Annotated in this window: 25 protein-coding genes; 11 read left to right on the top strand and 14 right to left on the bottom strand. The window is 62.4% G+C overall.

Going from position 1 to position 24,684, the window contains the following annotated elements; all coding sequences use genetic code 11:
- The first annotated feature begins 83 nt into the window (after positions 1 to 83).
- A complete protein-coding gene (locus SM764_RS12995) occupies positions 84 to 272 on the top strand; it encodes a DUF6324 family protein (RefSeq protein WP_065272966.1) in 189 nt (62 codons plus the stop codon).
- A gap of 256 nt (positions 273 to 528) precedes the next feature.
- Complete coding sequence (locus SM764_RS12990; protein ID WP_274839713.1) at positions 529 to 1,830, top strand: hypothetical protein; 1,302 nt, start codon at positions 529 to 531, stop codon at positions 1,828 to 1,830.
- Between the two features lie 12 nt (positions 1,831 to 1,842).
- Here SM764_RS12990 and SM764_RS12985 read toward each other — a convergent pair whose 3' ends face one another.
- Together SM764_RS12985 and lepA are read right to left on the bottom strand one after the other, a co-directional pair.
- The gene (locus SM764_RS12985) at positions 1,843 to 2,289 is read right to left on the bottom strand and encodes an MmcB family DNA repair protein (protein WP_274868664.1); all 447 of its coding nucleotides are present in this window, start codon (positions 2,287 to 2,289) and stop codon (positions 1,843 to 1,845) included.
- A gap of 490 nt (positions 2,290 to 2,779) precedes the next feature.
- Entirely contained in the window at positions 2,780 to 4,579 is a 1,800-nt protein-coding gene (gene lepA, locus SM764_RS12980) for a translation elongation factor 4 (protein WP_065272964.1), read from the bottom strand.
- A 388-nt stretch (positions 4,580 to 4,967) separates the two neighbouring features.
- Between lepA and SM764_RS12975 the strand changes: the two genes are divergently transcribed.
- Positions 4,968 to 5,279 (top strand): hypothetical protein, encoded by a 312-nt coding sequence (locus tag SM764_RS12975; RefSeq protein WP_065273772.1) that lies wholly within the window; start codon positions 4,968 to 4,970, stop codon positions 5,277 to 5,279.
- A 206-nt stretch (positions 5,280 to 5,485) separates the two neighbouring features.
- Positions 5,486 to 6,466 carry a LysR family transcriptional regulator gene (locus SM764_RS12970; protein WP_369001969.1) on the top strand — a complete coding sequence of 327 codons (981 nt, stop codon included), beginning with the start codon at positions 5,486 to 5,488 and terminating at the stop codon, positions 6,464 to 6,466.
- An 8-nt stretch (positions 6,467 to 6,474) separates the two neighbouring features.
- On the opposite strand, the gene SM764_RS12965 is transcribed toward SM764_RS12970, so the two are convergent.
- Positions 6,475 to 6,930, bottom strand: coding sequence for a low molecular weight protein-tyrosine-phosphatase (locus SM764_RS12965; protein WP_065272962.1), 456 nt, complete (start codon positions 6,928 to 6,930; stop codon positions 6,475 to 6,477).
- A 47-nt stretch (positions 6,931 to 6,977) separates the two neighbouring features.
- Here SM764_RS12965 and SM764_RS12960 point away from each other — a divergent pair, with 47 nt between their 5' ends.
- Positions 6,978 to 7,685 carry an NAD-dependent deacylase gene (locus SM764_RS12960; protein WP_369001968.1) on the top strand — a complete coding sequence of 236 codons (708 nt, stop codon included), beginning with the start codon at positions 6,978 to 6,980 and terminating at the stop codon, positions 7,683 to 7,685.
- Positions 7,686 to 7,753: 68 nt separating this feature from the next.
- Here the strand turns inward: SM764_RS12960 and SM764_RS12955 are convergent, their stop codons facing one another.
- From SM764_RS12955 to meaB, 4 genes are all read right to left on the bottom strand, one after another.
- A complete protein-coding gene (locus SM764_RS12955) occupies positions 7,754 to 8,230 on the bottom strand; it encodes a copper chaperone PCu(A)C (RefSeq protein WP_065272960.1) in 477 nt (158 codons plus the stop codon).
- A gap of 55 nt (positions 8,231 to 8,285) precedes the next feature.
- Positions 8,286 to 8,639 (bottom strand): hypothetical protein, encoded by a 354-nt coding sequence (locus SM764_RS12950; RefSeq protein WP_369001967.1) that lies wholly within the window; start codon positions 8,637 to 8,639, stop codon positions 8,286 to 8,288.
- 125 nt (positions 8,640 to 8,764) lie between these two features.
- The gene (gene rpmB, locus SM764_RS12945; protein ID WP_065272959.1) at positions 8,765 to 9,055 is read right to left on the bottom strand and encodes a 50S ribosomal protein L28; all 291 of its coding nucleotides are present in this window, start codon (positions 9,053 to 9,055) and stop codon (positions 8,765 to 8,767) included.
- Between the two features lie 254 nt (positions 9,056 to 9,309).
- Positions 9,310 to 10,287 (bottom strand): methylmalonyl Co-A mutase-associated GTPase MeaB, encoded by a 978-nt coding sequence (gene meaB, locus SM764_RS12940; protein WP_274839716.1) that lies wholly within the window; start codon positions 10,285 to 10,287, stop codon positions 9,310 to 9,312.
- A gap of 158 nt (positions 10,288 to 10,445) precedes the next feature.
- On the opposite strand from meaB, the gene hrpB reads away from it, so the two are divergent.
- Positions 10,446 to 12,926, top strand: coding sequence for an ATP-dependent helicase HrpB (gene hrpB / locus SM764_RS12935; RefSeq protein ID WP_369001966.1), 2,481 nt, complete (start codon positions 10,446 to 10,448; stop codon positions 12,924 to 12,926).
- Between the two features lie 135 nt (positions 12,927 to 13,061).
- Here hrpB and SM764_RS12930 read toward each other — a convergent pair whose 3' ends face one another.
- Complete coding sequence (locus SM764_RS12930) at positions 13,062 to 13,826, bottom strand: SDR family NAD(P)-dependent oxidoreductase (RefSeq protein ID WP_368948261.1); 765 nt, start codon at positions 13,824 to 13,826, stop codon at positions 13,062 to 13,064.
- Positions 13,827 to 14,070: 244 nt separating this feature from the next.
- Between SM764_RS12930 and SM764_RS12925 the strand changes: the two genes are divergently transcribed.
- Positions 14,071 to 14,529 (top strand): NUDIX hydrolase, encoded by a 459-nt coding sequence (locus SM764_RS12925; protein WP_065272956.1) that lies wholly within the window; start codon positions 14,071 to 14,073, stop codon positions 14,527 to 14,529.
- A gap of 118 nt (positions 14,530 to 14,647) precedes the next feature.
- A complete protein-coding gene (locus SM764_RS12920) occupies positions 14,648 to 16,129 on the top strand; it encodes an inorganic phosphate transporter (RefSeq protein WP_274830100.1) in 1,482 nt (493 codons plus the stop codon).
- Positions 16,130 to 16,217: 88 nt separating this feature from the next.
- On the opposite strand, the gene argF is transcribed toward SM764_RS12920, so the two are convergent.
- On the bottom strand, positions 16,218 to 17,144 hold the full coding sequence (argF, locus tag SM764_RS12915; protein ID WP_065272955.1) for an ornithine carbamoyltransferase: 927 nt from the start codon (positions 17,142 to 17,144) through the stop codon (positions 16,218 to 16,220).
- Positions 17,145 to 17,216: 72 nt separating this feature from the next.
- Entirely contained in the window at positions 17,217 to 18,392 is a 1,176-nt protein-coding gene (locus SM764_RS12910; RefSeq protein ID WP_369001965.1) for an aspartate aminotransferase family protein, read from the bottom strand.
- Between the two features lie 363 nt (positions 18,393 to 18,755).
- Here SM764_RS12910 and SM764_RS12905 point away from each other — a divergent pair, with 363 nt between their 5' ends.
- Entirely contained in the window at positions 18,756 to 19,643 is an 888-nt protein-coding gene (locus tag SM764_RS12905) for a DMT family transporter (RefSeq protein WP_369001964.1), read from the top strand.
- Positions 19,644 to 19,654: 11 nt separating this feature from the next.
- Here the strand turns inward: SM764_RS12905 and SM764_RS12900 are convergent, their stop codons facing one another.
- On the bottom strand, positions 19,655 to 20,473 hold the full coding sequence (locus SM764_RS12900) for an ABC transporter permease (protein WP_369001963.1): 819 nt from the start codon (positions 20,471 to 20,473) through the stop codon (positions 19,655 to 19,657).
- A gap of 188 nt (positions 20,474 to 20,661) precedes the next feature.
- Here SM764_RS12900 and SM764_RS12895 point away from each other — a divergent pair, with 188 nt between their 5' ends.
- Positions 20,662 to 21,258, top strand: coding sequence for a GcrA family cell cycle regulator (locus SM764_RS12895; RefSeq protein ID WP_065272952.1), 597 nt, complete (start codon positions 20,662 to 20,664; stop codon positions 21,256 to 21,258).
- Positions 21,259 to 21,390: 132 nt separating this feature from the next.
- Here the strand turns inward: SM764_RS12895 and SM764_RS12890 are convergent, their stop codons facing one another.
- Positions 21,391 to 21,909, bottom strand: coding sequence for a YHS domain-containing (seleno)protein (locus SM764_RS12890; protein WP_369001962.1), 519 nt, complete (start codon positions 21,907 to 21,909; stop codon positions 21,391 to 21,393).
- A gap of 310 nt (positions 21,910 to 22,219) precedes the next feature.
- Between SM764_RS12890 and yghU the strand changes: the two genes are divergently transcribed.
- A complete protein-coding gene (gene yghU, locus SM764_RS12885) occupies positions 22,220 to 23,095 on the top strand; it encodes a glutathione-dependent disulfide-bond oxidoreductase (protein WP_347510229.1) in 876 nt (291 codons plus the stop codon).
- An 87-nt stretch (positions 23,096 to 23,182) separates the two neighbouring features.
- On the opposite strand, the gene SM764_RS12880 is transcribed toward yghU, so the two are convergent.
- Together SM764_RS12880 and SM764_RS12875 are read right to left on the bottom strand one after the other, a co-directional pair.
- Complete coding sequence (locus tag SM764_RS12880; protein WP_369001961.1) at positions 23,183 to 23,974, bottom strand: SseB family protein; 792 nt, start codon at positions 23,972 to 23,974, stop codon at positions 23,183 to 23,185.
- Positions 23,974 to 24,576 carry a uracil-DNA glycosylase family protein gene (locus SM764_RS12875; RefSeq protein ID WP_274839722.1) on the bottom strand — a complete coding sequence of 201 codons (603 nt, stop codon included), beginning with the start codon at positions 24,574 to 24,576 and terminating at the stop codon, positions 23,974 to 23,976. The genes SM764_RS12880 and SM764_RS12875 overlap by 1 nt, the downstream gene beginning before the upstream one ends.
- Between the last annotated feature and the right edge of the window lie 108 nt (positions 24,577 to 24,684).

The following is a 24,684-nucleotide window of genomic DNA, read 5'->3' as shown; positions in this document are numbered from 1 at the left end:
CGCTTGCCTTTCAACAGGCTCCGGGCTAGCAGGATGCCTCAGGCCGTTTATGCGCCGCAGAAGGTCACCCACAGGAGGTCACGATGGGCATCAACAGCGAACGCGATATCGAAGCGAACATGCAGATCGGCCCGACCGATATCGGCATGGTGCGCATTTTCATCGAAGCCGGCGATATTGAGATCCCGATGGATTTCGACCCCGAAGAAGCCGAGGAAATCGCCGACGAAATCCGCGCCGCCGCTCAGGCAGCCCGCAGCCTGTCGGACTAACCTTGGCACCCGGACGGGCGGCTGTGTCCGTGCAGGCGCCCGCCAGATAACTGAAGCGGCGCGTCACATACCGCGCCTGAGTTCCCACCCGAGCGTGGAAACTTTACTGCTACGCAAGCCACTTAACGCCAAGTAGCTATGAAACCTCGCGACTAAACAAAAAAACGTTACTGCTTCCTTCAGCGCGATTAATTTCTTTTTGAGACTCCAGCGCGACCCTAAAGGCCATTCATTTGGATTTAGAGGGGCGCAGATTATGAACTCCGTTTTCGGCATCAACAGCTTTACCGGCCTTTATGCTGGCACGACCACACCGGATTTGGCGGCGACTGCGGAAACCACAGCCACCGATTGGACCAAAGGGGCCAGCGCCAAAACCCTTCTGGAAGAAAGCCAGAAGGTGCAGCGCGCCGAACGCCTAGAGCAGCGCAAGGAAGCGGAGGCCAACATGAAACGCTTGGAGGACAATGCGCGCGCGATTGCCTTCGCGCTAAAAACCAAAGAAATGCAAAAGGCCCTCGCCACGCTGCAACAGGACAACAGCCAGAGCAGCCACCTCATGCTTTTGATGGTCACAGACGAGGGCGATATTCACGCCTTCTTTCCACCCCCTCCAAACACCTTCGGCGCCGGCTCTGGCAACGATGCCGTGTCCTATGCTGGCGGGGTGATCAAGGGCATCGAAACCGGTGATGGATCGGACGCCGTAGCCCTGACCGGCGATGTGGTCGAGGACGTGCATACCGACCGGCAAAACCGAGGCACCGAGTTGGTCGTTTACAAATCCGGCGGGGCGCGGATGACCACGTATTATGCCAATTATTCCGCAGCCGATTCCTTGGCGATCTCAGCACAGACGATACGCAAGATTTCGACCGGTGGCGGTAATGACGCGGTCGCTCTGAATGCGGAAACGATCACGGGACTCGATACCGGTACGGGCGATGACGCGCTCAGCATCTCGGCCCGCCACCTCAATCAGGTGAACACCGGCGATGGCAATGACAGCCTGGCCATTCGCGCGGGGGTCGTGTCACGACTGGATACCGGATCGGGCGACGATGTTCTGACCCTTAACGCCACTGTTCTGGACGGCGTAAGAACCGGCGACGGCAATGATGTGGTCAATGTGGTGCTGAATGATCAATCCGGGGACGGGCTGGACTTCCCGCGGTACGCCCGCCTGCACACAGGCAGCGGCGATGACACGCTATCCTTGGCAGCGCAGGGGCATGTCACATTTGGTGCCGGGACAGGCGACGATACGGTTCTGCTGTCAAAAGGCAGCTTTACCATGGCGCTGCAGGATGGCGCGGCCGAGGGCAATGACGTGGTCACCCTTTCGGACGGTGCAGATCTGGCCCTCATGGTCTCCAGCGAAAAAGCCGCCAGCGCCACCATCGTAAAGAAGGACGATGCCCTGCTCATCAATTTTGGCGATGGTAGCTCGGTCACAGTCAAAGGTCTGGCAAACGGAGGCACTGTCGCGCTGGCCCTGCCAAGCGGTCAGGTCGACAAGATCCTGAAACAAGAACAAGCGGTCGATCTGCGCATGTGAGGATCACATCTGCTACACTCTGGGGTCGAGAACCGCCTGCAGCCGCCGCGCGGCGTCCATCGCCAGCTTGTGCGTCATCTTCTTGCGCCGGGCTGCGGCCAACTTCTCTTCCGGCCCCATGCGCACAATCTCGCCATAATAGGCATCGGCGATGATCAGACCGGTTTCATCCGGCAGGATCTCCACAGGGAACTCGGTGTCTACCGCCCAGAAATAGCGGTCACACCACTCGAGATACCCTTGCCATTTGCTGTCTGACTGGAAATCGGCGCGGCTGGATTTGCATTCGATCACCCAGATCTCGCCCTTTGGGCCCAGCGCCATCAGATCAACGCGCAGGCCGCGTGTGGGCACGAACTCCTCGACCGAGACAAAGCCAAGCGAGCGCAAATAGCGCGCCACCCCGCGCGCCAGCCGCTGACCAGGCTGAAACCGCTCCAGATCATTCTCATCCACCATGGCACCAGAAGTGAACAATTAGGGAACAAAATGCAAGCCCGAGGACGGTAAAGGCAAAAACTCTTACCACTTGCCCCTTGCCGCCGCAGCGCCCGCACACTACCTAGGGCCGTGGCGGGTTCTGCCCTTCTTGTGACAGGTAGCATTCCAGTGGCCTTAAGCAATTCCGAGGGAGCTGGCTCTGTTCGGATCCTGGTCCGTTTACCTGGCGCCCACCTGTACATACAGGTCCTCGGGAATCAAAACCGCACGGTTGCCTGGTGGTCCCGCCACTTTTCCTCACCTACGAACGCTGCTTGGGTCTGATCCGGCCCAGTGCAGGATGCATGCCGTCACAAGTACCTGCCGGTTAATTCGGCGCCCCGTCGGCCCATTTGCCCGTCCGTCAGACCACAGCGGCCGACCGCGCAGTTACCCCAGGAACAAAAAGGCGCCACTCCCCCTAAAGGAATGGCGCCCTTGATCTAAACGAGTTTTTCGCCAGACGGCCTCAGCTATCCATTTTCAATGCCGAGATGAAGGCCTCCTGCGGGATGTCGACCTTGCCGAACTGGCGCATCTTCTTCTTACCCGCTTTCTGCTTGTCCAGCAGCTTGCGCTTACGCGAGGCATCGCCGCCATAGCATTTCGCGGTCACGTCCTTGCGCAGCGCCGACAGGGTTTCGCGCGCGATCACCTTGCCGCCGATGGCCGCCTGGATCGGGATCTTGAACATGTGGCGCGGGATCAGGTCCTTCAGCTTTTCGCACATGGCGCGGCCGCGCATCTCGGCGCGATCCCGGTGCACCATCATCGACAGCGCATCCACCGGCTCGTCATTCACCAGCACCGACATCTTCACCAGATTGTCCTCGCGGTAGCCCGTCAGGTGGTAGTCGAAGGAGGCATAGCCCTTGGTCACCGATTTCAGCCGGTCGTAGAAGTCAAAAACCACCTCGTTCAACGGCAGATCGTAGACCACCATGGCGCGGGTGCCGGCATAGGTCAGGTCTTCTTGAATGCCGCGGCGGTCCTGGCAGAGTTTCAGCACATCGCCAAGGTATTCATCCGGCACAAGGATCGTCGCCTTGATCCGCGGTTCCTCGATGTGATCCACCTTGGACATGTCGGGCATGTCGGCCGGGTTGTGCAGGTCGATCTTCTCACCGTCCTTCATGTAGACGTGATAGATCACCGACGGCGCCGTGGTGATCAGCTCGATATTGTATTCCCGCTCGATCCGGTCGCGGATCACCTCAAGGTGCAACAGGCCCAGGAAACCGCAGCGGAAACCAAAGCCCAGCGCCGCCGAGGTCTCCATCTCAAAGCTGAAGGAGGCGTCGTTGAGAGCCAGCTTGTCGATGGCGTCGCGCAGGTCTTCGAATTCGGCGCTGTCCACCGGGAACAGACCACAGAACACCACCGGCTGCGCCGGTTTGAAGCCCGGCAGAGCCACCTCGCAGCCGTTCCGGTCATTGGTGATGGTGTCGCCGACGCGGGTGTCGCGTACCTGCTTGATCGAGGCGGTCAGGAAGCCGATCTCACCCGGGCCGAGTTCATCCACCACCTGCATGGCAGGGCGAAAGACGCCGATCCGGTCCACATGGTGCAGGGTGTCGTTCGACATGAACTTGACCCGCATGCCTTTCTTCAGGACGCCGTCCATAATACGCACCAGCACGATCACGCCCAGGTAAGCGTCGTACCAGCTGTCCACCAGCATGGCTTTGAGCGGCGCATCGCGGGTGCCTGCGGGAGCGGGCAGATGCTGTACGATCGCTTCCAGCGTCTCGTGAATACCCTGCCCGGTCTTGGCCGAGACCTGAATGGCTTCGCTTGCGTCGATGCCGATCACATCCTCGATCTGCTCAGCCACGCGATCGCAATCAGATGCGGGCAGGTCGATCTTGTTCAGCACCGGGACGATCTCGTGATCCGCGTCGATTGCCTGATAGACATTGGCCAGCGTCTGCGCCTCGACCCCTTGCGTGCTGTCCACAACCAGTAGCGAGCCTTCAACCGCGCGCATGGAGCGGGAGACCTCATAAGCAAAGTCGACGTGGCCGGGGGTGTCGATAAGGTTGAGAACATAGGTCTCGCCATCGTCGGCCTTGTAGTCGATCCGAACCGTGTTGGCCTTGATGGTGATGCCGCGCTCGCGCTCGATATCCATCGCGTCCAGAAGCTGCTCTTTCATATCGCGCGACTCCACTGTCCCGGTCTCCTGGATGAGCCGGTCAGCGAGGGTGGATTTGCCATGGTCGATATGGGCGACGATGGAGAAATTGCGGATCTTTGAGAGCTCTGTCATGGTCTGGGGATATGGTGCGGATTTTAAGTTTGGTCAAGCGCGCGCGTGAGGCCACCCAGCGATATTTTTAAGGGTGCGCGCCAGAAGCGGCAGCATGCAGGATGATTTCTGCCCCACGTTCTCATAATCGCGCCTCATTCCACATATTTTCTGAGAACTTGGTTTGCGTGTCCTCGACGTTCTCTAACCAAGGGCCGCGCCGGTCGGGGGCGCAGGCAGGCGCGGCCCGGTCTTGTGTCCGGGCGGGACTGTTTCAGGGTCCCGGCAAAATCCCGCGCATGATTTATGGATTATTAACCCCAATTGAAAGCCAGCCAAACCTGCGGCATAGTCGCGCCAGCCGCCTGCCAGCGGCCTTTCTAGAATGACCACTGGACAGGACATGACGATGCGTTTTGTGAGCTCTTTTCTCTGTGCCGCGGCCCTGACGACTGCGTTCAGCGTACCCTCTGTCGACGCGGGCGTCATCGAAAGGGCCTGTCGTCAGTCGGAACGCGGCTATGCAAAGGCCGGGCTGTGCAGCTGCATTCAGAAAGTCGCCAACAAGAGCCTGACCCGTTCGGAGCGTTCCAAGGTGTCGAAGTGGTTTGCCGATCCGCATCAGGCCCAGGTCGTACGCCAGTCCAGCCATCGCGGCGATGAACAGCTTTGGGAACGCTACAAGGAATTTGGCGCCAACGCCGCGCGCGTCTGCGGCTGATACAGTCCCTCTGAAAGGCGTCTATTCAGATCAGCGTTACGACGGTCACACCCCTCTCATGCCTCCATGATGCGCTCCCGATTTTGCGCGGCCCACGGCCCGGCGCAGATGCTGCAGTGCCGCACAGGGGAAAACCGCTCCAATACAACCCTTGACCCCGCATCTTTCTGTCGTCGAGAAAGAAGATGCATATTTGGAGCATATTCATGTTGACGAAGGGTGTTACCCTAAGAGGGCTGGAAGTCTTTGCCGCCCTGGCAAGAACCGGATCCGTGGCGCAGGCTGCGGAGATGACCGGGCTCAGCCAACCCGCAGTCAGCCAGCAATTGCGGAATCTGGAAAAATCATTGTCCTGCGACCTGGTGGACCACAGCCGCCGCCCGATGGTGGTCACCCCGGCAGGGCGCACATTTCTGGCCCGCACCGAGGCGGTGCTTGCAGAGCTGCGTCTGGCGCAAAGCGAGCTGACGGTTGTCGATCTCAGCCACCTGCCCGAACTGTCGATCGGTCTGATCGACGATTTCGACAATGATCTGACCCCGCGGTTGGTGACCATCCTTGCCGAGAGCCTGACCAAATGCCGGTTCAAGATGATCACCGCCTCCAGCCACGACATCATCCGCGCCATGGAAGAGCGCGAGCTGCACATCGCCGTAGCCGCCACCACCGGTGCCCTGCACGAAGGGCTGGTGGAACTGCCACTGGTGCAGGATCCCTTTATTCTGGTGGCCCCAAAGGGGTTCATCGGCTCCTCGGATACTGGCCTTCCGAAGGTCAGCGTGAGCGAGCTGAATACCCTGCCGTTTCTGCGCTATGCACGGGACCAATTGATTTCACAGCAAATCGACGCCCATCTGACCCGTCAAAACCTTACCTTTGAAAGCCGGTTTGAGATTGGTTCGCACCTTGCCCTGATGGCCATGGTGGCGCGCCGGATCGGCTGGGCGATCACGACGCCGCTCGGGTATATGCGGGCGGTGCGGTTCCACGATCAGATCGAAGCCTACGCCCTGCCCTTTGGTGCCGCCGGGCGGACCATTTCCCTGTTCAGCGGCAACGACTGGGCGGGTCAGGTCCCCCGCGACGTGGCCAAGACCATGCGGCACTTGATCCAGACACAGATGATCGATCCGGCGCTGGTCCGGCTTCCCTGGCTGGCAGGCGCGTTCAAGGTCATCGACAGCTAAGGCCGACGTCAGAGGGCGTGCCCTGCCTCCAGATGGGAGACCAGCCCCCGCGCCGCCTGCTCGATCAGGTCGAGGCAGCCGTCGAAATCCCGCGTATAATAGGGATCGGGCACATGATCCGCGCTGCTGCCCGCAGCAAAGTCGGTGAACAGCACCACGGGCGTGATCTGGTCTGCAGGCCTTTGCGCCTCGATATTGCGCAGGTTGTCACCGTCCATCGCCACGATCAGATCAAAACGCGCAAAATCCTGCGGTTCGAACTGCCGCGCCCGCAAATCCGACAGATCCAGCCCTCGCGCCCGCGCCGCTGCCTGCATCGGCCCGTAGGGCGGCTCTCCCACGTGATAACCCGCCGTGCCCGCGCTATCCGTCTCGGCCTGCTTAAAAAGGTCGCGGAACACCCCTTCAGCTGCGGGCGAGCGGCAAATGTTTCCTAGGCAGACGAACAAAATGCGTTTAGTCATCGGGGCACACTCCTTTTGGCAAGACAGCAATAAGAGGCTTTGCGGCGATGGAAAAGAGTGCGGAGAAGATCGTCATCCTGACTGGCGCCGGCATTTCCGCCGAAAGTGGGCTCGGTACCTTTCGCGACGAAGACGGGCTCTGGGCCAAACACCGGATCGAAGATGTAGCAACGCCCGAAGGATTTGCCCGCGATCCCGATCTTGTGCACGCCTTCTACAATGCCCGCCGTGCCCAATCGGCCGATGCCAGCCCGAATGCCGCCCACACGGCCTTGGGTGAGCTCCAAAGGTCCTGGCCCGGAGAGGTTGTGATCATCACCCAGAATGTAGACGGGCTGCACGAACAGGGCGGCGCAGAGGATGTGCTGCATATGCACGGCACGCTTGACGGCGCCCTCTGCGCAGCCTGTGATCACCGCTGGCCCGCCCCCGCCAGCATGTCGCCCACCGACCTCTGCCCCGCCTGCGCCCAGCCCCGCACGCGCCCCGATATCGTCTGGTTTGGCGAAATGCCCTATTTCATGGAAGCCATCTACGACCATCTGGCCGAAGCGGATATCTTCGCCTCAATCGGAACCTCCGGTCAGGTCTACCCGGCCGCCGCCTTTGTGCAGGAAGCGCAGATGGCGGGCGCCCATACGGTTGAACTCAATCTTGAGCCCTCGGCCGGCGCATCCAGCTTTGCCGAAAGCCGCCTGGGGCGCGCCAGCGAGATCGTGCCCCACTGGACCGGCGACATTCTGGCCCGCGCCTGAGCCTCCAAAGAAAACGGCCAGCCCCCGGAAAAGGACTGGCCGCAATGTCTCGGCGCGATTGGCGCTGATCAGTTGTTGTGCTTCATGCCGCCGTGACCGGGCTTGCGCTCCAGATCCACCGGCACCTCAACGTTGATTTCACCGGCTTTTTCAAAGACCAGCGTCAACGGCACCACATCGCCGTGATGAAGGGTCTGGGTCAGCCCCAGAAACATGACGTGGTCGCCGCCCCGCTTCAGCATGTGCACCTCACCCGCCGGAATGGCAAAGCCTTCTTCCACATGCACCATCTTCATGACACCGTTGGCATCGCCCTGGTGGGTGTGCAGTTCGACTCGCTCTGCCACGTCAGAACGCGCATCGATCAGCCGGTCATCAGCGCCGGTATCGTTCATGATCTGCATGAAGGCCGCGCCGCTGGCGGACATCTTGGTCGACACGCGTGCATAGGCGTCCTCAACCATCATACCGCCCGCCATGGCGGCCCCGGCAAGGGTGACTGCGGCTGCGCTGGTGGCGGCGAAAACGAGGGATTTAAAAGACATCTTGAGTCTCCTGTTACAAAGTCTGTCTGATTTTCAGGGTAGGATAGATTGGAAATCAGGCAGAGATCGGCGGGCCACGCGCCAGGGCGTATTGCCCGCAGGAGACGGGGATCAGGACTGTGCGATCGGGTGTCAGGTCCTGCAGAACCGGGCGCGCCGGGATTGGCAGCGCTTGCTGCACCGGCAGCCCAGCATCCAAGAGATGCATCACGCAGTCGGGACAATAATGCGGCGCCGGGACCGGCTGGCCGTCGCTGTCCACATAGATCGCCACCGGGCCGGTGCCCGTGCAGATCACGATCTGCCCTGAGGCATCCCGTGCCCCACGCATTGCGGCAGCGCTATGGGCGGTCAGCACCACAGCAAGGGACAGGAAGGTCCCGATATATATCCGCAAACGTCGCATCATCAGCAGCAGATATGCCCCCGCGCAGGGGCGACCGCAAGCGGCATTCGGTCACGCCATGAACGGCAAAACGCCGCGCTGGGATGTCCAGCACGGCGTTTTACAAAATCAGATCGGTCTGAAGTGGATCAGGCCTCAGCAGCTTGTGCCTTGGCGATCTCTTTTTTCACTTTCAGAGCGGTTGCGGACAGCTCTTCGTCCTTGGCTTTTGCCAGGAATGCGTCCAGACCACCGCGGTGATCAACCGAGCGCAGGGCTGCGGCGGAAATCTTCAGCTTGACGCCACGGCCCAGAGTCTCGGACTGCAGGGTGACATCGTTCAGGTTCGGCAGAAACCGACGACGAGTGCGGTTCTTGGCGTGGCTGACATTGTTGCCAGTCATCGGGCCTTTTCCGGTCAGTTCGCAACGGCGCGACATAGGTTCATCCTTCGTATCTGGGGCGGCCTTCCGGACAAAACTCCGAATCTGCCGCCAAATCACAAGGGCGCGGCCATTGGCTGCGCCCGAAAACTGGTTGGATGCGTTTAGGAGGAATCGCTGACAGGGTCAAGCCATATGGCAGGGTTTTATCACCCACTCCGCCGGAAAGTGGCACAGCCCTACCCAAACCGCACCAAACCCGGCCGCGCGCCGGGCCTGAAAGGTCCCCCTACCGCATCTGGTCAGTGGGTTTATTCCAGCCCCAACCCCTTCAGCATGTCCCGCGCGGCTGCGGCAGGGGTCTGCTCTCCCGCAGCGACCGCATCCGACAGTTCCGCCATCCGGCCCTGCGCCCAAGGCGTTTCCAGCCTTGCCAGCATAGCCTGGCGCACATCCTCGGCAAACCAGTAACGCGCCTGATCCGCCCGGGTTCGCGCCCAATGTCCCGTCTCGCGCCGCCAGCCCGACAGATGCTCGATATCGGCCCAAGCGGCTTCTAGCCCCTCCCGTGCCAGCGCCGAAACCATCATCGCCTTGGGAAATCCTTCCGGATCCTGCGGACGCTTGCGCAGCAGCCGCAAGGCCCCGGCGTAATCGGCACAGGTGCGGGTGGCGGCGGGCTTTAGATCGCCGTCTGCCTTGTTGACCAGAATCATATCCGCCATTTCCATGATGCCGCGCTTGACACCCTGCAATTCATCGCCGCCCGCCGGGGCCAGCAAGAGCAGGAACAGATCCGACATCTGCGCCACCACGGTTTCGGATTGCCCCACCCCGACGGTTTCGATCAGTACCACGTCAAAACCGGCCGCTTCGCACAGGGACACCGCCTCCCGGGTGCGACGGGCGACACCGCCCAGCGTGGTCTGGCTGGGCGACGGACGGATGAAAGCGGATTTCTGGCGGCTGAGATGCTCCATCCGGGTCTTGTCGCCCAGAATGGAACCGCCCGAACGGGTAGAACTGGGATCGACCGCCAGCACTGCCACCCGCAGGCCGCGTTCGACCAGCATCATGCCGAAGGCCTCGATGAAGGTGGATTTTCCGACGCCGGGCGTGCCCGACAGGCCGATCCGCAAGGCCTGCCGATCCGCTTTGGCCAGCCGTTCCAGCAGGGACAGCGCCTGCTCCCGGTGATCGTCGCGCCCGCTTTCGACCAGAGTAATCGCCCGCGCCAGCGCGCGCCGGTCGCCTTGCAAAATCTTGTCACTCAGCTGCGCAATATCCATGCCAAAGCCCCTGTTCCGCGCCCCTTGCAGGGCCTCTGTCCGAAAGTTCCGCCTACTTGACGCAGGCAGGCCCGGATTGTCCAGTGCCGAGGCAGGCGCATTCAGCCGCAGCCGCCCCGCCTCTGGACCCGGCACGGGTCTTTGGCGATAAGGCTGCCATGACACGCCTGCCCATCGATGACGCCCTGCCCGATCTGATCGCCGCCCTGCGCAAGGGCGGTCGCGCCGTGCTGCAGGCCCCACCCGGCGCCGGCAAGACCACCAAGGTACCGCTTGCCATGCTCGAGGCCGGTCTCTGCGATGGGCGCATCATCATGCTGGAGCCACGTCGCCTGGCCGCCCGCGCCGCCGCGGAACGCATGGCCGAAACCCTGGGCGAGCGCCCAGGCGAAACCGTGGGCTACCGCATTCGCGGCGAGGCGAAGGTCAGCAAATCCACCCGGATCGAGGTCGTCACCGAAGGCATTCTGACACGGATGCTGCAATCGGACCCGGATCTGCCCGGCGTCGGAGCGGTGATCTTTGATGAATTCCACGAACGCTCGCTGAATGCCGATCTCGGCCTCGCGCTCTGTCTTGAGGTCGCGGGCGCCCTGCGCGACGATCTGATCCTGCTGGCGATGTCCGCAACGCTGGATGCCGCCCCCGTCAGCGCCCTGATGGAGGCACCGCTCATCACCTCCGAAGGGCGCAGTTTCCCGGTGGAGACCCGTTGGCTCGATACCCCGCTTGGCCTCAAGGCCCGCCGCACCGATGCGCTAGTGGATCTGGTTACCCGCGCCGAGGCAGAAACCCGCAAGGACGGCGGCGGTATCCTCGTGTTCCTGCCCGGTGAAGGCGAAATCCGCCGTGCCGCTGCCGCGCTCGAAAACCGACTGCCTGGGGACTGCACGGTGCATCCCCTGTTTGGCGCCCTGCCCTTTGCCCAGCAGCGCGCTGCCATCCAGCCCGCGAAATCAGGGCGCAAGGTGGTGCTGGCGACCTCAATCGCGGAAACCTCGCTTACCATCGACGGGGTTCGTGTGGTGGTCGACATGGGACAATCGCGCCGCGCCCACTTCGATCCGGGGTCCGGCATGTCGCGGCTGGTCACAGAAAAGGTTACCCGCGCCGAGGCAACCCAGCGGCAGGGCCGTGCCGGCCGCGTTTCCGAAGGGGTCTGTTACCGCCTCTGGACCAAGGGCGAGGAAGGCGCGCTTGCCGCCTTTCCCCCGGCGGAAATCGCATCCGCCGATCTGGCCGGTCTGGCGCTGGAACTGGCGCTCTGGGGCGCTGGCGCCGAGGATCTCGCCTTTCTGACACCACCGCCCGAGGGCGCCTTGCAGGAGGCCCGCAACCTTCTGACCCTCTTGGGCGCGCTGGATGCACAGGGCCGCATCACCACCCACGGCAAGGCGCTGTCGGCGCTGCCCCTGCATCCGCGCCTTGGCCATATGCTGCTACGTGCGGGCCCTGATCAGGCCGCCCCAGCCGCCACGCTGGCCGCGCTGCTGGCCGAGCGTGATCCCCTGCGCGGCGCCCCTGCCGACCTGATGCTGCGGCTGGAGGCGCTGAAGGTTCCCAAGGCGTTCCAGCGCAAACGCCCCTATCAACTGGCCCTGCCAGTGGTCGACCGGATCCGCGCAGAGGCCCGCAGGCTGCAACAGCAACAGCGCAAGGCCCGCTCTGACGCGCCGGTGGTATCAGACCTGTCAGCAGCCGGGCTGGCCGCGCTCGCCTATCCCGACCGCATCGGCCAGCGCCGCAAGGGCGATACGCCGCGCTATGTCCTGTCGGGGGGCAAGGGGGCGATGCTGTCGCCCGAGGACACGCTGGCCGCCGCGCCCTTCATCGTGGCGCTGGACACCGACGGCAACCCGCGCGAAGCAAAGATCCGCATGGCGGTGCAGATCGCCCTTTCCGATATTCGCGCGCTGTTTGCCGATCAGATCCGCTGGCAGGACAGTTGCGCCTGGTCCAAACGCGACCGCCGCGTCGTGGCCCGCAGCCAGGAGCGCCTTGGCAGTATCGTGCTGGATGATCGCATCTGGAAGGACGTCCCGACCGAGGCCATCGCCAAAGCCATGCTCGACGGGGTGCGCGATCTGGGTTTGCGCCTCAGCGGTGCTGCCGCCCGGCTGGTGGCGCGGGTCGAGCTGCTGCGCGCCGATGGGCATGATCTGCCCGATTTCTCCAATGACGGGCTGATGGCAACACTAGACGATTGGTTGCTGCCGATGCTGACCGGGGTGAAAACCGCGCAGGACTGGAAACAGTTCGACCTGCTGCCCGCCCTGCGGGCCGCCCTCAGCTGGGAGCAGACGCAGCTTCTGGACCGCGAAGCGCCGGGCCATTTCGTCACGCCGCTGGGCCGCAAGATCCCGATCGACTACGGGGAAGAAGTGCCGGAAATCGCAGTGCGATTGCAAGAGATGTTCGGCGTGACCCGCCATCCCGCCGTGGGCGGCGTGCCGCTGAAGGTGACGCTGCTGTCCCCCGCACAGCGCCCGATCCAGATCACCCGCGATCTGCCAGGGTTCTGGGCGGGGTCCTATGCGGACGTGCGCAAGGACATGCGCGCCCAATATCCCAAACATCCCTGGCCCGAAGATCCGACCGGTGCCGATCCAACCCTGCGGGCCAACCGGCGCAAATCCTGAGAGGTCCCCGGGCGAAAAAATCATCGCGCCGGAGCAGCGCGCCCCTGCGCGCTGCTAGGCCCAACGGCGGAGGCCGCATCTTTGATGCGGCAGATCGCGGGCGGGAGGTCCCCCTCTGCTAGAGCACCGGCCAGCTCAGTCCTTTGCCGCGTCGGCGCGCAGCGCAGGCAGGCCGATCCCGGTGGCTTCGAACCCGCCATCTGCGGCCAGCACCTGACCTGTGATGAAACTTGCCTTCTCTGACAGCAGGAAATTGATCGCCGCTGCGATCTCCTCTTCCTTGCCATACCGGTTCAGCGGCAGCGCATCATGATAGGCGGCGATGATCTCTGGGCTGTGAACCGCCATCGCCAACTTGGTCGCCACCGGTCCCGGCGCCACCGCGTTGACGCGAATCCCGATCTCGCCCAGCTCTGCCGCCTGTTGCAGCGTCAGCTGCGCCAATGCCGCCTTGGAGGTACCATAGGCCACCCGCAGGGTGCTGGCGCGCAAGCCCGAAATCGAAGTGATATTCACCACCGCCCCGCCACCATCCGCAGCGAGCAGATCGGTAAAGGCCTGGGTCATCAGGAAGGGACCATCCAGATTGGTCTCCATCACCCGGCGCCACCGTTCAAAGGTAGTCTCGCGGATCGGGCCGAAATCGGCGACGCCCGCGTTGTTCACCAGCCCGTCGAGCCGCCCGAAGGCTGCCGTGATCTCCGCGACAGCCCGCGCCACATCCTCGGGGCGCGAAACATCCGCATTGATCAGGGTAAGGCCTGCCACCTCTTTCCCGGCCGCCTCCAGCGCTTCGCTGTCGCGGTCCAGGATCGCCACCTGCCAACCCTCAGCCAGCAGCCCCTTCGCCGTCGCCAGCCCGATCCCGCGTGCCCCACCGGTCACTAATGCAGCTTTCATCCTTGTCCCCTCCCGCTTTCTTGCTCTGATGGCCTTGCAGCCGGTATCATGTCGAACCCTGGCGCGTCTTTGCCGCCTGCCCGGCTGTTGCGGAAAAAGTTCACAATTCAGAGACGAACTCAAGACACCATTGTAAATTCGCCTTTGGGACATATGTTGTGGTCAACCCCAAATTTACTACCATCTCCCCGTCCGGTTTCCGGCCCGGGGCAAAAGCATAACAAGAAACGAAAGCAGTTCAGGCATGACAACACTCCTCGCCAAGGCTTGGGAAGAGGTATTGCGCCCCCTTATTTTCCGCCCAAAGCGGATTCAGGTGGCAGCCCTGTGCTATCGTACCACCAAATCCGGAAAAGACGTGCTGATGATCACCAGCCGCGGCACCGGCCGCTGGATCATCCCCAAGGGCTGGCCCATCAAAGGCAAGAACGGCCCCGAATCCGCCCTGCAAGAGGCATGGGAAGAGGCCGGCGTTGCCGATGCCCGGATCACCTCTGCCCCGCAGGGCAGCTATCACTACGTAAAGGAACGCGACAACGGCACCCGGCAGCCAGTGGAAACGCTGGTCTATATCGCCGAGGTCCAGCGCATCAAGGATGACTACCCGGAATCCGATCAACGCAAGCGTGTCTGGATGCCCGCGCAAGACGCGGCAAACCTCGTCCGGGAACCAGATTTGCAGTCGATCCTGCGACAATTGTAACAGTTTTATGATGGAATCGTGACACCGGCCTTGCGCCAATGGTGACGCGACGCTACCCGGTGGCCGACTCTTTTCGGCACAGCCGTCTGGCTGGGCATTTGGCATGGGGAACGGCGACATGAGCGAAAAACCCGATAGCAAGCACTGGGAAACCCTCGACAGGGACCTCAACCGGATCTCTCAGCTGGAGCTGGCAACCGCCTATGTCTCCCGCCCCTTGGTCGGCCCCGGCATCTCGCTGGCCTTTATCGTGCTGGCTGGTGCAGCAGCTGCCGTTTTCCTCGGCGGCACGCCCGGCAATTTCATCGTCATCGCTGCTGCGATCTTTGGTGCATATATGGCGCTCAACATTGGCGCCAACGATGTTGCCAACAACATGGGACCGGCGGTGGGTGCCAACGCCCTCACCATGGGCGGCGCCATCCTGATCGCTGCCATCGCCGAAAGCGCCGGTGCCTTGCTGGCCGGGGGCGATGTGGTGTCCACCATTTCAAAGGGCATCATCGATCCCGCCACCGTGGCCACGGCGGATGTGTTCATATGGGCGATGATGGCCGCGCTGGTGTCCTCGGCGCTCTGGGTCAATCTGGCCACCTGGATCGGCGCGCCGGTCTCCACCACCCATTCGGTGGTGGGCGGCGTCATGGGCGCGGGCATTGCTGCCGCAGGCATGTCCGCGGTCAACTGGGCCACCATGGGCAAGATCGCGGCCAGCTGGGTCATCTCGCCGGTTCTGGGCGGCGTCATCGCGGCGCTGTTTCTGGCGGTGATCAAGGCCAAGGTGATCTATCAGGACGACAAGATCGCCGCCGCGCGGCGCTGGGTTCCGATCCTTGTCGCCATCATGGCCGGTGCCTTTGCCGCCTATCTGGCGCTGAAAGGTCTGAAACGGATCATCAAGATCGATCTGGAAATCGCCCTTTTGATCGGTCTTGGCTTTGCCGTGGCAAGCTATCTGATCACCAAGCCGCTGATCGCACGCCAGTCTGTGGGACTTGAGAACCGCAACAAGTCGCTGAAAATCCTGTTCCGCATCCCGCTAGTAATCTCCGCCGCGCTGCTGTCCTTTGCCCATGGTGCCAACGACGTGGCCAATGCGGTCGGACCGCTGGCGGCCATCGTGCATGCAGCAGAGTTCGGGGATTTCGCCGCCAAGGTGGCTATCCCGACCTGGGTGATGGTGATCGGGGCCTTCGGCATTTCCTTTGGTCTGTTCCTGTTTGGCCCGAAACTGATCCGTATGGTCGGCAGCCAGATCACCAAGCTGAACCCGATGCGCGCCTATTGCGTTTCGCTTTCGGCAGCCATCACGGTGATCGTCGCCAGCTGGCTGGGTCTGCCGGTGTCCTCGACCCATATCGCGGTCGGCGCGGTCTTTGGCGTTGGCTTCTTTCGCGAATGGCACGCCGAGAACCGCCTGCGCAAATTCTCGCTGCAGCGTCCGGAGGAACTGCGCATCGCCCCCGAGGAACGCCGCCGCCGCAAGCTGGTGCGCCGCAGCCATTTCATGACCATCGTAGCTGCCTGGGTGATCACCGTGCCCGCCGCGGCACTGCTGTCCGGTGTTACCTTCTGGCTGCTGACGACGATCATTCGCTAAGCCTCAGCCAGGCACGAACTCGAAAAAGAAAACCCCTCGCCGCTGGTCTGCGGCGAGGGGTTTTACATTGCAGAGGCTAGGTGACGGCTCAGACGCCGAGGCACCAACGCATCACCGCCTTTTGTGCGTGCAGGCGGTTCTCGGCCTCATCAAAGATCACCGATTGCGGACCATCCATTACGGCAGAGGTCACTTCCTCTTCACGGTGGGCCGGCAGACAGTGCATGAACAGCGCGTCGTCCTTGGCATGGGCCATCAGCGCGTCATTCACCTGATAGGGGCGCAGCATGTTGTGGCGCCGCTCTTTCGAGGACTGGCTGTCATGCATGGAAACCCAAGTGTCCGCCACAACCAGATCGGCGCCTTCCACGGCCTTGACCGGGTCGCGTTCGATCACGACCTTCGATCCTGCCTTGCGCGCCAGACCGACGAATTCATCCTCGGGGTCCAGCTGCGCCGGGCCGGTAAAGGTCAGGTCAAACCCGAATTGTCCCGCCGCATGCAGGAAGGAGGCGCAGACATTGTTGCCGTCGCCGGTCCAGACCACCTTCTTGCCTTTGATCGGGCCGCGGTGCTCTTCATAGGTCAGGATATCGGCCATGATCTGACAGGGGTGGGTGCGGTCGGTCAGACCATTGATCACCGGCACATCGGCATATTCCGACATTTCGATCAGAACCGATTCATCAAAGGTCCGGATCATGATCAGATCCACATAGCGCGACAACACGCGGGCGGTGTCGGCGATGGTTTCACCGTGGCCCAGCTGCATGTCGTTGCCTGACAGAACCATGGTTTGCCCGCCCATCTGGCGCACGCCAACATCAAAGGAAACGCGGGTCCGGGTCGACGGCTTTTCAAAGATCAGCGCCACCATGCGCCCGTCCAGCGGCTGTTCGTCATCCGGGGCGCCTTTTGGGCGGCCCAGGCGCGCCTGTTTCATCGCGCCGGCTTGATCGATGATGCCCCTCAGAGCTGCTGCATCGGTTTTGTGGATATCAAGAAAATGGTTCATGTATTGTCACTTTTTGTCAGGGTGAAGCCGGGGGCGCATCCCCCGCCTTCGCAATTGATCTGAAGGGTCCGCTCAGGCCGCGGCGATTTGTTTGGCCGCCTTCTCAAGACGCTGCAGCGCCTCGGCGATATCCTCGTCGGTCAGGTTCAAGGGCGGCAGCAGGCGGATCACATTGTCAGCCGCCGGAACGGTGACGACCTCATTGTCATATCCGGCGTTGACCACATCGATGTTCACCGCCTTGCATTTGAGCCCCAGCATCAGCCCCGATCCACGCACTTCCTCGAAAACCTCGGGATGGCTGGCCACCAGCCCTTCCAGCTTCTGGCGCAGCAGGCCCGCCTTGCGGTTCACCTCGGCCAGGAACTCCGGATCGGCAACCGCGTCCATCACCGCGCAGCCCACGGCGCAGCCCAGCGGGTTGCCGCCATAGGTGGAGCCATGGGTACCCGCGGTCATGCCGCTGGCCGCATCTTCGGTCGCAAGCACCGCGCCCAGCGGGAAGCCGCCGCCGATGCCCTTGGCCACCATCATGATATCTGGGGCAATGCCCGCCCATTCGTGGGCAAAGAGCTTGCCGGTCCGGCCCACGCCGCATTGCACCTCGTCGAGGATCAGCAGAATGCCGTGTTCGTCGCAAAGATCCCGCAGACCTTTCATGCAGCTATCGGGCAGCGGGCGAATGCCGCCCTCCCCCTGTACAGGTTCGATCAGGATCGCAGCGGTCTTGTCATTGATCGCCGCCGCCACCGCGTCGTGATCATCCCACGGCAGATGCACAAAGCCCGGCAGCAGCGGGCCAAAGCCCTTGGTCATTTTTTCCGAGCCCGCCGCCGCGATACCGGCAGAGGACCGGCCGTGGAAGGAGCCTTCGAAAGTGATGATCTCGACCCGGTCGGGCTGGCCCTTGTCGTAGAAATACTTGCGCGCCATCTTCACCGCCAATTCGCAGCTTTCGGTGCCCGAATTGGTGAAAAACACCGTATCGGCAAAGCTGGTTTCGACCAGCTTGTCCGCCAGCGCCTGCTGTTGCGGGATCTGATAGAGGTTCGACACATGCCACAGGTTCTGCGCCTGGGTGGTCAGCGCCTCGACCAGGGCCGGGTGAGCATGGCCCAGCGCATTCACCGCGATCCCGGCGCCCAGATCCAGGAATCGGCGCCCGTCGGCCTCGATCAGCCAGGCGCCTTCGCCTTTGACGAACTGAAGAGGAGCACGATTGTAGGTCGGCAGAACGGACGGGATCATCAGGATCATCCTTTTTGAAACATTGAGGCCAAAGCTGTGCATAGCCGGGCCGGAGGGTCAATACTGTAGTCGGAAGGGGGTGTACCATCATCTTGGCACAGGGGATCAAAGGCGCCACAGGGGCACTGGGGCTGCGGTTTACGCAGTCCGGCGTCGGCGTCGAAGCGCAGAGATATGTGCACGTTTGATCATGGAATGGGTCCATAAGGGAGCTTTGCGCAAAAAGGAACCCCTTTTGTGCAACCCGCCTGAACAATTCGGCGGCGCGCCCTGCCTGTACCTGTTGGCTACCCTGCGGACACTTCGCTCACGCCCGCATTTTTTGCTCTTGCATATCAGCGGGCGTGGGCGCACCGATTGCGCATGAAAACTCCAACACCGCAAAATCCGATGCTGGCCGCCGCGCTGATCCTATTGGCAACCGCCTTTATTGCGGCGACAACGCTGATGGCGAAATCGCTGGGCACCGACGCTCTCGGCCCGGCGCTGCATCCGCTGCAGATCTCGCACGGGCGGTTTGTCTTTGCCTTTGTTGCGATTTCCTCGGTGCTGGCGCTGGTGCGACCGCGGCTGACGCGGCCCCACTGGGGGCTGCATATCGGACGTACCGCCTTTGGCTGGGGCGGTGTGACGCTGATGTTTGCCGCCGTTGCCTATATCCCCCTGGCCGATGCCACGGCGATTACATTCCTCAACCCGGTGTTCTGCATGCTGCTGGCGATCCCGCTTCTGGGTGAGCGCGTCGGCCCCTGGCGGTGGGGCGCGGCGGGAATTGCCTTTATCGGCGCGATGATCCTGCTCCGCCCGGCGCCGGAAAGCTTTCAACCCGCCGCGCTTCTGGCGCTTGGCGCGGCAGCCGTGATGGGGCTGGAGCTGATTTTCATCAAGAAACTGTCGGGGCGCGAGGCACCGTTGCAGATCCTGTGGTTCAACAACATGCTGGGCGTTGCAATCGCCAGCAGTGCGGTGCTTCCGGTCTGGCAAATGCCAACGCCGATGCAATGGGGCGCGCTGGCGGCTCTGGGCGTGCTGATGGCCTGCGCACAGGCCTGTTTCATCAACGGCATGGCACGCGGGGATGCCTCTTTCGTGGCGCCCTTCAGCTATGCCACGCTGATCTTTGCCGCGATCTATGACTTCCTCGGATTTGATGTGGTGCCGGACGGGGTAACCGTTCTGGGCGCCTGCGTCATCCTGACAGGCGCCGCCATTCTGGCCTGGCGCGAGGGGCGCCAGGCAAAACCGGCCTGAGGCCCTGCCCCTTAGGCCTTCAGGCGATAGCCCCGGCGCAGCATCGACCAGGCCAGCAGGCTGACCGCAACCGTGGCCCCGATGCAGACCCCGGCCCCCAGCAGCGGAGAGCTGTCGGAGGTGCCGATCACCCCGTAGCGCACGCCGTCGATCAGGTAGAACACCGGGTTGGCATGGGAAATCGCGCGCAGCACCGGCGGCAGCGACTCGACCGAGTAGAAAGTGCCCGACAGAAAGGCCAGAGGCGTCACGATGAAGTTGGTGATCGCCGCCATCTGGTCGAATTTGTCGGCAAAAACGCCCGCGACGATGCCCAGGCCGCCAAGGAAGGCCGCTCCCATCACGACGAAGAACAGCGCGATCAGCGGATGTGCGGGCAGGATCTGCAACACCAGCATCAGGCCCAGCCCGATGGCCAGCGCCACCACCACCCCGCGCGCAATGGCCCCGGCAAGGTAGCCCAGCAGCATCTCAAGCCCCGACAGCGGCGGCATCAGCGTATCGACGATATTGCCCTGAACCTTGGAAATCACGATCGAGGACGAGGTATTGGCAAAGGCGTTCTGGATCACGGTCATCATCATGATCCCCGGCGCCAGAAAGGTCAGGAAGGGTACCCCCATCACATCGCCACGCTTCGGACCGATCGCGATGTTGAAGATCATCAGGAACAGCGCCGCCGTCATCAGCGGCGCCAGCAACGTCTGGGTCCAGACCACCGAGAAGCGCTTGATCTCGCGCATCGCCAGTGTCTGCAGCCCCAGCCAGTTCACGCGACCGAACCGGCGCTCTCCCATTCCGACCCGGTATTCTGTTTCCGTCTCTGCCATGGTGCTTTCCTCGTTCCAGTCTTATGCGTGCTCCGGCGTGCCGCCCGTGCCCCATCTGCATACCTGCTGCATCCGCAGGTGCAAGACGCCTTGTAACTCGGGCCGCAGTGATTAAAATAGGCGTTTATATCGGAACTCGATGGCGGCCGCAGGATTCTGGGGCCGCTTTCAGCTTGGAAAGGCAACATATGTCCTGGACAGACGAGCGCGTCGAATTGCTCAAGAAAATGTGGGGCGAAGGTCAGTCGGCCAGCCAGATCGCCAAGGAGCTGGGCGGGGTCACCCGCAACGCCGTGATTGGCAAGGTGCACCGCCTCGGCCTGTCCAACCGCGCAGCCGGTGGCGCCAAAGCTGCCGAGCCCAAGGAAAAACCGGCAGCCGCTGCCGCTGCCAAACCGGCGCCAAAGCCAAAGCCACAGCCAAAGACGGAACCGGCCCGCCCGGCAACTCCGCCGCCTGCGGCCGCTGCCAGCGCGCCTGAAACCAAGGCCGCCATTCCGGCCCGCAAGCAGATCATTCCGGCTGGTCAGCCGCTGCCGCCGCAGCCTTCTGCCAATGAGATCAGCCCCGAAGCCCTGGCCAAGGTCAACGAGATCGAAAAGAAGGCCAAGAAGCTGACGCTGATGGAGCTGACCGAACGGACTTGCAAATGGCCCGTGGGCGACCCCGCGACCGAGGATTTCTGGTTCTGCGGTCTGCCCGTTCAGCAAGGCAAACCCTATTGCGAAGCCCACGTCGGTGTCGCCTTCCAGCCGATGAGCGCCCGCCGCGACCGCAAACGGTAATCGGCTCCGGGCCCACTGCTCGCGGTTCGGACCATTTTTCCCAATCAAGAAGCCCCGCCGTTCCCGTGCGGGGCTTTTTATTGTCACATGTAATTTCGCTGGGTGCCTGCAAAGGGGCAGCCCCGCTGCTGCTCAGTGCCCCTCAGGCGCAGAGGACTCGAAATTAGGAATGACACGCTCCGAGGCTTCATCCGGCTCTATACCCGGCCAGTTGCCTTCGGCGATATTGATATTGCCGGAGATGTCCTCTTCCCAGAAGCCCACAACGTTCTTGGTGATGTTGAGGTACAGCTTGTCATCCACGATCCGCCACAGGTTCGGGTTGGCCGGCACCTTGCCGCCCTTGGATACCCCATAGGCGCAGTGCCCGTCATACTGCGGCGCGTAGTATTCCGGGTTCTTCAGGAACATCTCGCGGTTCTCTTCGCTGGCAAAGGCAAAGCGGGCACCGTTGTACTCGGCCACGATATCCGCACGGCCCGGCACTGCGGCAGGCTGCACCTCGCCCACCGGCACCTGGGTGAGGCTGCGATAGGCAACCACGTCATAGCCAGAGACCGCAAAACCGGTGCCGTCAATATATTGCTCCCCTGCAAAAGCAGAGCTTCCAATCGTCAGGGCCGCGATGGCAGCCAGTGCAAAACGTTTCATGTCTTGATCCTTTCCTCATTCGGCACCGATCCGGGACATGACGTGTCACAGGGGGTCCTGCTCCACCGGTCTGCCGATCCACTACAACTGCAACTACAATATCCGGCGCAGACCCTTTGCGAAGGGGCGCTCACACAGCTGTGTCTCTGCGTGACCGCAGGCCGCCCCCTGCACGGTTGCACGAAAAAGATCGCACCCACACCTTCCAGTCATTGGAATTTTTGACGAGTATCCTACGTCAGAGACGTCAATCCGAACCGGGCCGCGCCCCGCGCCGCCCGCCACCACATACAGAACAGGGCCCATCCACATGAGTGATACGAGCTATACCCCGCCGAAAGTCTGGACTTGGGAACAGGAAAGCGGCGGACGCTTCGCCTCGATCAACCGTCCCATCGCAGGCGCCACCCACGACAAGGAACTGCCGGTCGGAAAGCATCCCTTCCAGCTCTACTCGCTGGCCACCCCCAATGGCGTCAAGGTCACGGTGATGTTCGAAGAGCTGCTGGCAAAGGGCCACTCCGGCGCCGAATACGACGCCTGGCTGATCAACATCGGCGAAGGCGATCAATTCGGATCGGGCTTTGTCGACATCAACCCTAATTCGAAAATCCCCGCCCTGATGGACCGCAGCGGCGACACCCCGGTTCGAGTGTTTGAATCCGGCTCGATCCTAGTGCACCTGGCCGAGAAATTCGGCGAGTTCCTGCCCAAGTCCGGGCCGGAGCGCACCGAAGTGATGAACTGGCTGTTCTGGCAGATGGGCAGCGCGCCTTATCTGGGCGGCGGTTTTGGCCATTTCTACGCCTATGCGCCGGAAAAATGGCAGTATCCGATCGACCGTTTCGCCATGGAAACCAAGCGTCAGCTAGACGTTCTGGAACGCCAGCTTGATGGCAACGCCTTCATCGCGGGGGATAACTACAGCATCGCAGACATGGCGATCTGGGCCTGGTATGGCCAGCTGGTGCTGGGCCGCCTGTACGATGCGGCAGAATTCCTGGACGTGGCGAGCTACACCAATGTCGTGCGCTGGGCCAAGGACATCGACGCGCGCCCCGCGGTCAGCCGCGGCCGCATGGTCAACCGTGCCTTTGGTGAATTGCACAGCCAGCTGCGCGAACGTCACGATGCCGGTGATTTCGACACCCGCACCCAAGACAAGCTGGAAACCGAAGACAGCTGAGACTGACAGTCAGCGGACGCGGGCGCCCTGCCCCGTCCGCCCCTGCATGAAAGGCACGGCGGGTCGCCGCCGTGCCACACGTACCGATTACTTCAAACGCGGCGGTTTGTCCGGATCGCTACCGGGCGCGACCGGCTGATAGACATGCGGCGCCTCTGGCTGCGGCAGATCAAACCGCAGACCCACCCGCGACAGGCTGGCCGCAGCCGTATCGGACGCCTGGAAAAACCCGACATCCAGCGCCCCGGCCTCGATCCCGGAAAAGGTCAGCGCCTCGCCCACCGCCTTGGCCAGGGCATCCCGCGCGGCGTCCTTGGCATCGACAAAGCCCAGCAGATGCCCCTGCCCGCCACCCTGGTAGCGCACTGCCACCAGATAGGCCGATTGCGCCAGCCCAGCCGCAGTCGCCAGTTTGGTATCCAGCGCCGTCAGCAGAAGATCCGGAAGACCGGCGGGCGGCAGGAAGCTTTCGATGGCCGCCTCTACCTGATCCGGCGCGTGACCCAGAGTTTCTTCAAGCCAGCCAATCGCCTCGGCCGGGATCAGCATGGCAGAGGGGGCGACCTCAAGATTGACGCCCAGACCGATCCCCTGCCCCGACAGCATCTGCACGATTCCCCGCCCGGCCAGCGCCGCATAGGGCACCGCGCGCCCGGCGAACTGGGCGAGCCGCTCTTCGCGGTCGAAAACCAGGACGAAGCGCCCCTCGGGCGTGTCGAACAGGGCCGGCTCCAGCTTGTCGTTCTCGACTTCCTTTTCCAGCATCAGGAAAAGTTCGGCATCCGATAGCCGTTCGTAGAACCGCAGACGCGCGGCATCCGACGCGGGCTCTGCCTCCATCTGTGCGTGGGCCTGATCCAGCGGCGTTGGCATTGTCATCACAAAAGCTCCTTGACCCGGTGCCGCAGCGCGGGCAGCAGATCTGTTTCAAACCAGGGGTGGCGTTTCAGCCATGCGGTATTGCGCCAGGACGGATGAGGCAAGGGAAAGACGCGCGGCGCATGCGCGCGCCAATCGGCAACCGTATCGCTAACCCGGGCTTTTTTCCCCAGATGATGCTGCTGCGCATAGCCTCCCACAAGCACCGTCAGCTCAACCTCGGGGAGGACGGACATCACCCTGTGCTGCCAGGTGCGGGCGCATTCCGGCGGCGGCGGCAGATCCGCCTTTTTCGCGTTATACCCCGGAAAACAAAAGGCCATCGGGACGATGGCGATCTGGTCCCGGTCATAGAAAACATCCTCGGAAATCCCCAGCCACTGGCGCAACCGGTCGCCGGAGGCATCCGTATAGGGGCGTCCGCTGTCATGGACCCGCAGACCCGGCGCCTGTCCCGCGATCAGGATCCGTGCTGAGGGGCGGAACCAGACCACCGGGCGCGGCGCATGCCGCGTGGCCGTGGCGGCAAACCGCTGCGCACAAAGGCGGCAACCGGAAATCTCCTGCGTCAGCGCCGCGCAGTCATGGAAACTTTGCCCCATCATCGTTTCCCTTTTGGAAACAAAATCGCTATAGAATGGCCCAAATTGTCCTCGCCCAGCTGCATCGACCGCTTGCTGCCCTGCCCATGAACGAAGAGTAAAGCAGCG

It is taken from the genome of Pseudophaeobacter sp. 1A16562 (genome assembly GCF_041008785.1).
Classification (GTDB): Bacteria; Pseudomonadota; Alphaproteobacteria; order Rhodobacterales; family Rhodobacteraceae; genus Phycobacter; species Phycobacter gallaeciensis_A.
The sequence above is the reverse complement of the archived record's forward strand: the minus strand, read 5'-3'. Positions and strand labels throughout refer to the sequence as shown.

Excerpts from the sequence above, each read along its gene's own strand:
- SM764_RS12930 (WP_368948261.1), bottom strand. The coding sequence starts at position 13,826 with ATGAAAGCTGCATTAGTGACCGGTGGGGCACGCGGGATCGGGCTGGCG.
- yghU (WP_347510229.1), top strand. The coding sequence starts at position 22,220 with ATGAGTGATACGAGCTATACCCCGCCGAAAGTCTGGACTTGGGAACAG.
- SM764_RS12950 (WP_369001967.1), bottom strand. The coding sequence starts at position 8,639 with ATGATGCGACGTTTGCGGATATATATCGGGACCTTCCTGTCCCTTGCT.
- SM764_RS12995 (WP_065272966.1), top strand. The coding sequence starts at position 84 with ATGGGCATCAACAGCGAACGCGATATCGAAGCGAACATGCAGATCGGC.
- argF (WP_065272955.1), bottom strand. The coding sequence starts at position 17,144 with ATGAACCATTTTCTTGATATCCACAAAACCGATGCAGCAGCTCTGAGG.
- SM764_RS12960 (WP_369001968.1), top strand. The coding sequence starts at position 6,978 with ATGGAAAAGAGTGCGGAGAAGATCGTCATCCTGACTGGCGCCGGCATT.
- SM764_RS12910 (WP_369001965.1), bottom strand. The coding sequence starts at position 18,392 with ATGATCCCGTCCGTTCTGCCGACCTACAATCGTGCTCCTCTTCAGTTC.
- SM764_RS12920 (WP_274830100.1), top strand. The coding sequence starts at position 14,648 with ATGAGCGAAAAACCCGATAGCAAGCACTGGGAAACCCTCGACAGGGAC.
- SM764_RS12965 (WP_065272962.1), bottom strand. The coding sequence starts at position 6,930 with ATGACTAAACGCATTTTGTTCGTCTGCCTAGGAAACATTTGCCGCTCG.
- lepA (WP_065272964.1), bottom strand. The coding sequence starts at position 4,579 with ATGACAGAGCTCTCAAAGATCCGCAATTTCTCCATCGTCGCCCATATC.
- SM764_RS12890 (WP_369001962.1), bottom strand. The coding sequence starts at position 21,909 with ATGAAACGTTTTGCACTGGCTGCCATCGCGGCCCTGACGATTGGAAGC.
- meaB (WP_274839716.1), bottom strand. The coding sequence starts at position 10,287 with ATGGATATTGCGCAGCTGAGTGACAAGATTTTGCAAGGCGACCGGCGC.
- SM764_RS12975 (WP_065273772.1), top strand. The coding sequence starts at position 4,968 with ATGCGTTTTGTGAGCTCTTTTCTCTGTGCCGCGGCCCTGACGACTGCG.
- SM764_RS12955 (WP_065272960.1), bottom strand. The coding sequence starts at position 8,230 with ATGTCTTTTAAATCCCTCGTTTTCGCCGCCACCAGCGCAGCCGCAGTC.
- hrpB (WP_369001966.1), top strand. The coding sequence starts at position 10,446 with ATGACACGCCTGCCCATCGATGACGCCCTGCCCGATCTGATCGCCGCC.
- SM764_RS12875 (WP_274839722.1), bottom strand. The coding sequence starts at position 24,576 with ATGGGGCAAAGTTTCCATGACTGCGCGGCGCTGACGCAGGAGATTTCC.
- SM764_RS12990 (WP_274839713.1), top strand. The coding sequence starts at position 529 with ATGAACTCCGTTTTCGGCATCAACAGCTTTACCGGCCTTTATGCTGGC.
- SM764_RS12895 (WP_065272952.1), top strand. The coding sequence starts at position 20,662 with ATGTCCTGGACAGACGAGCGCGTCGAATTGCTCAAGAAAATGTGGGGC.
- SM764_RS12970 (WP_369001969.1), top strand. The coding sequence starts at position 5,486 with ATGTTGACGAAGGGTGTTACCCTAAGAGGGCTGGAAGTCTTTGCCGCC.
- SM764_RS12905 (WP_369001964.1), top strand. The coding sequence starts at position 18,756 with ATGAAAACTCCAACACCGCAAAATCCGATGCTGGCCGCCGCGCTGATC.
- SM764_RS12880 (WP_369001961.1), bottom strand. The coding sequence starts at position 23,974 with ATGACAATGCCAACGCCGCTGGATCAGGCCCACGCACAGATGGAGGCA.
- SM764_RS12900 (WP_369001963.1), bottom strand. The coding sequence starts at position 20,473 with ATGGCAGAGACGGAAACAGAATACCGGGTCGGAATGGGAGAGCGCCGG.
- rpmB (WP_065272959.1), bottom strand. The coding sequence starts at position 9,055 with ATGTCGCGCCGTTGCGAACTGACCGGAAAAGGCCCGATGACTGGCAAC.
- SM764_RS12985 (WP_274868664.1), bottom strand. The coding sequence starts at position 2,289 with ATGGTGGATGAGAATGATCTGGAGCGGTTTCAGCCTGGTCAGCGGCTG.
- SM764_RS12925 (WP_065272956.1), top strand. The coding sequence starts at position 14,071 with ATGACAACACTCCTCGCCAAGGCTTGGGAAGAGGTATTGCGCCCCCTT.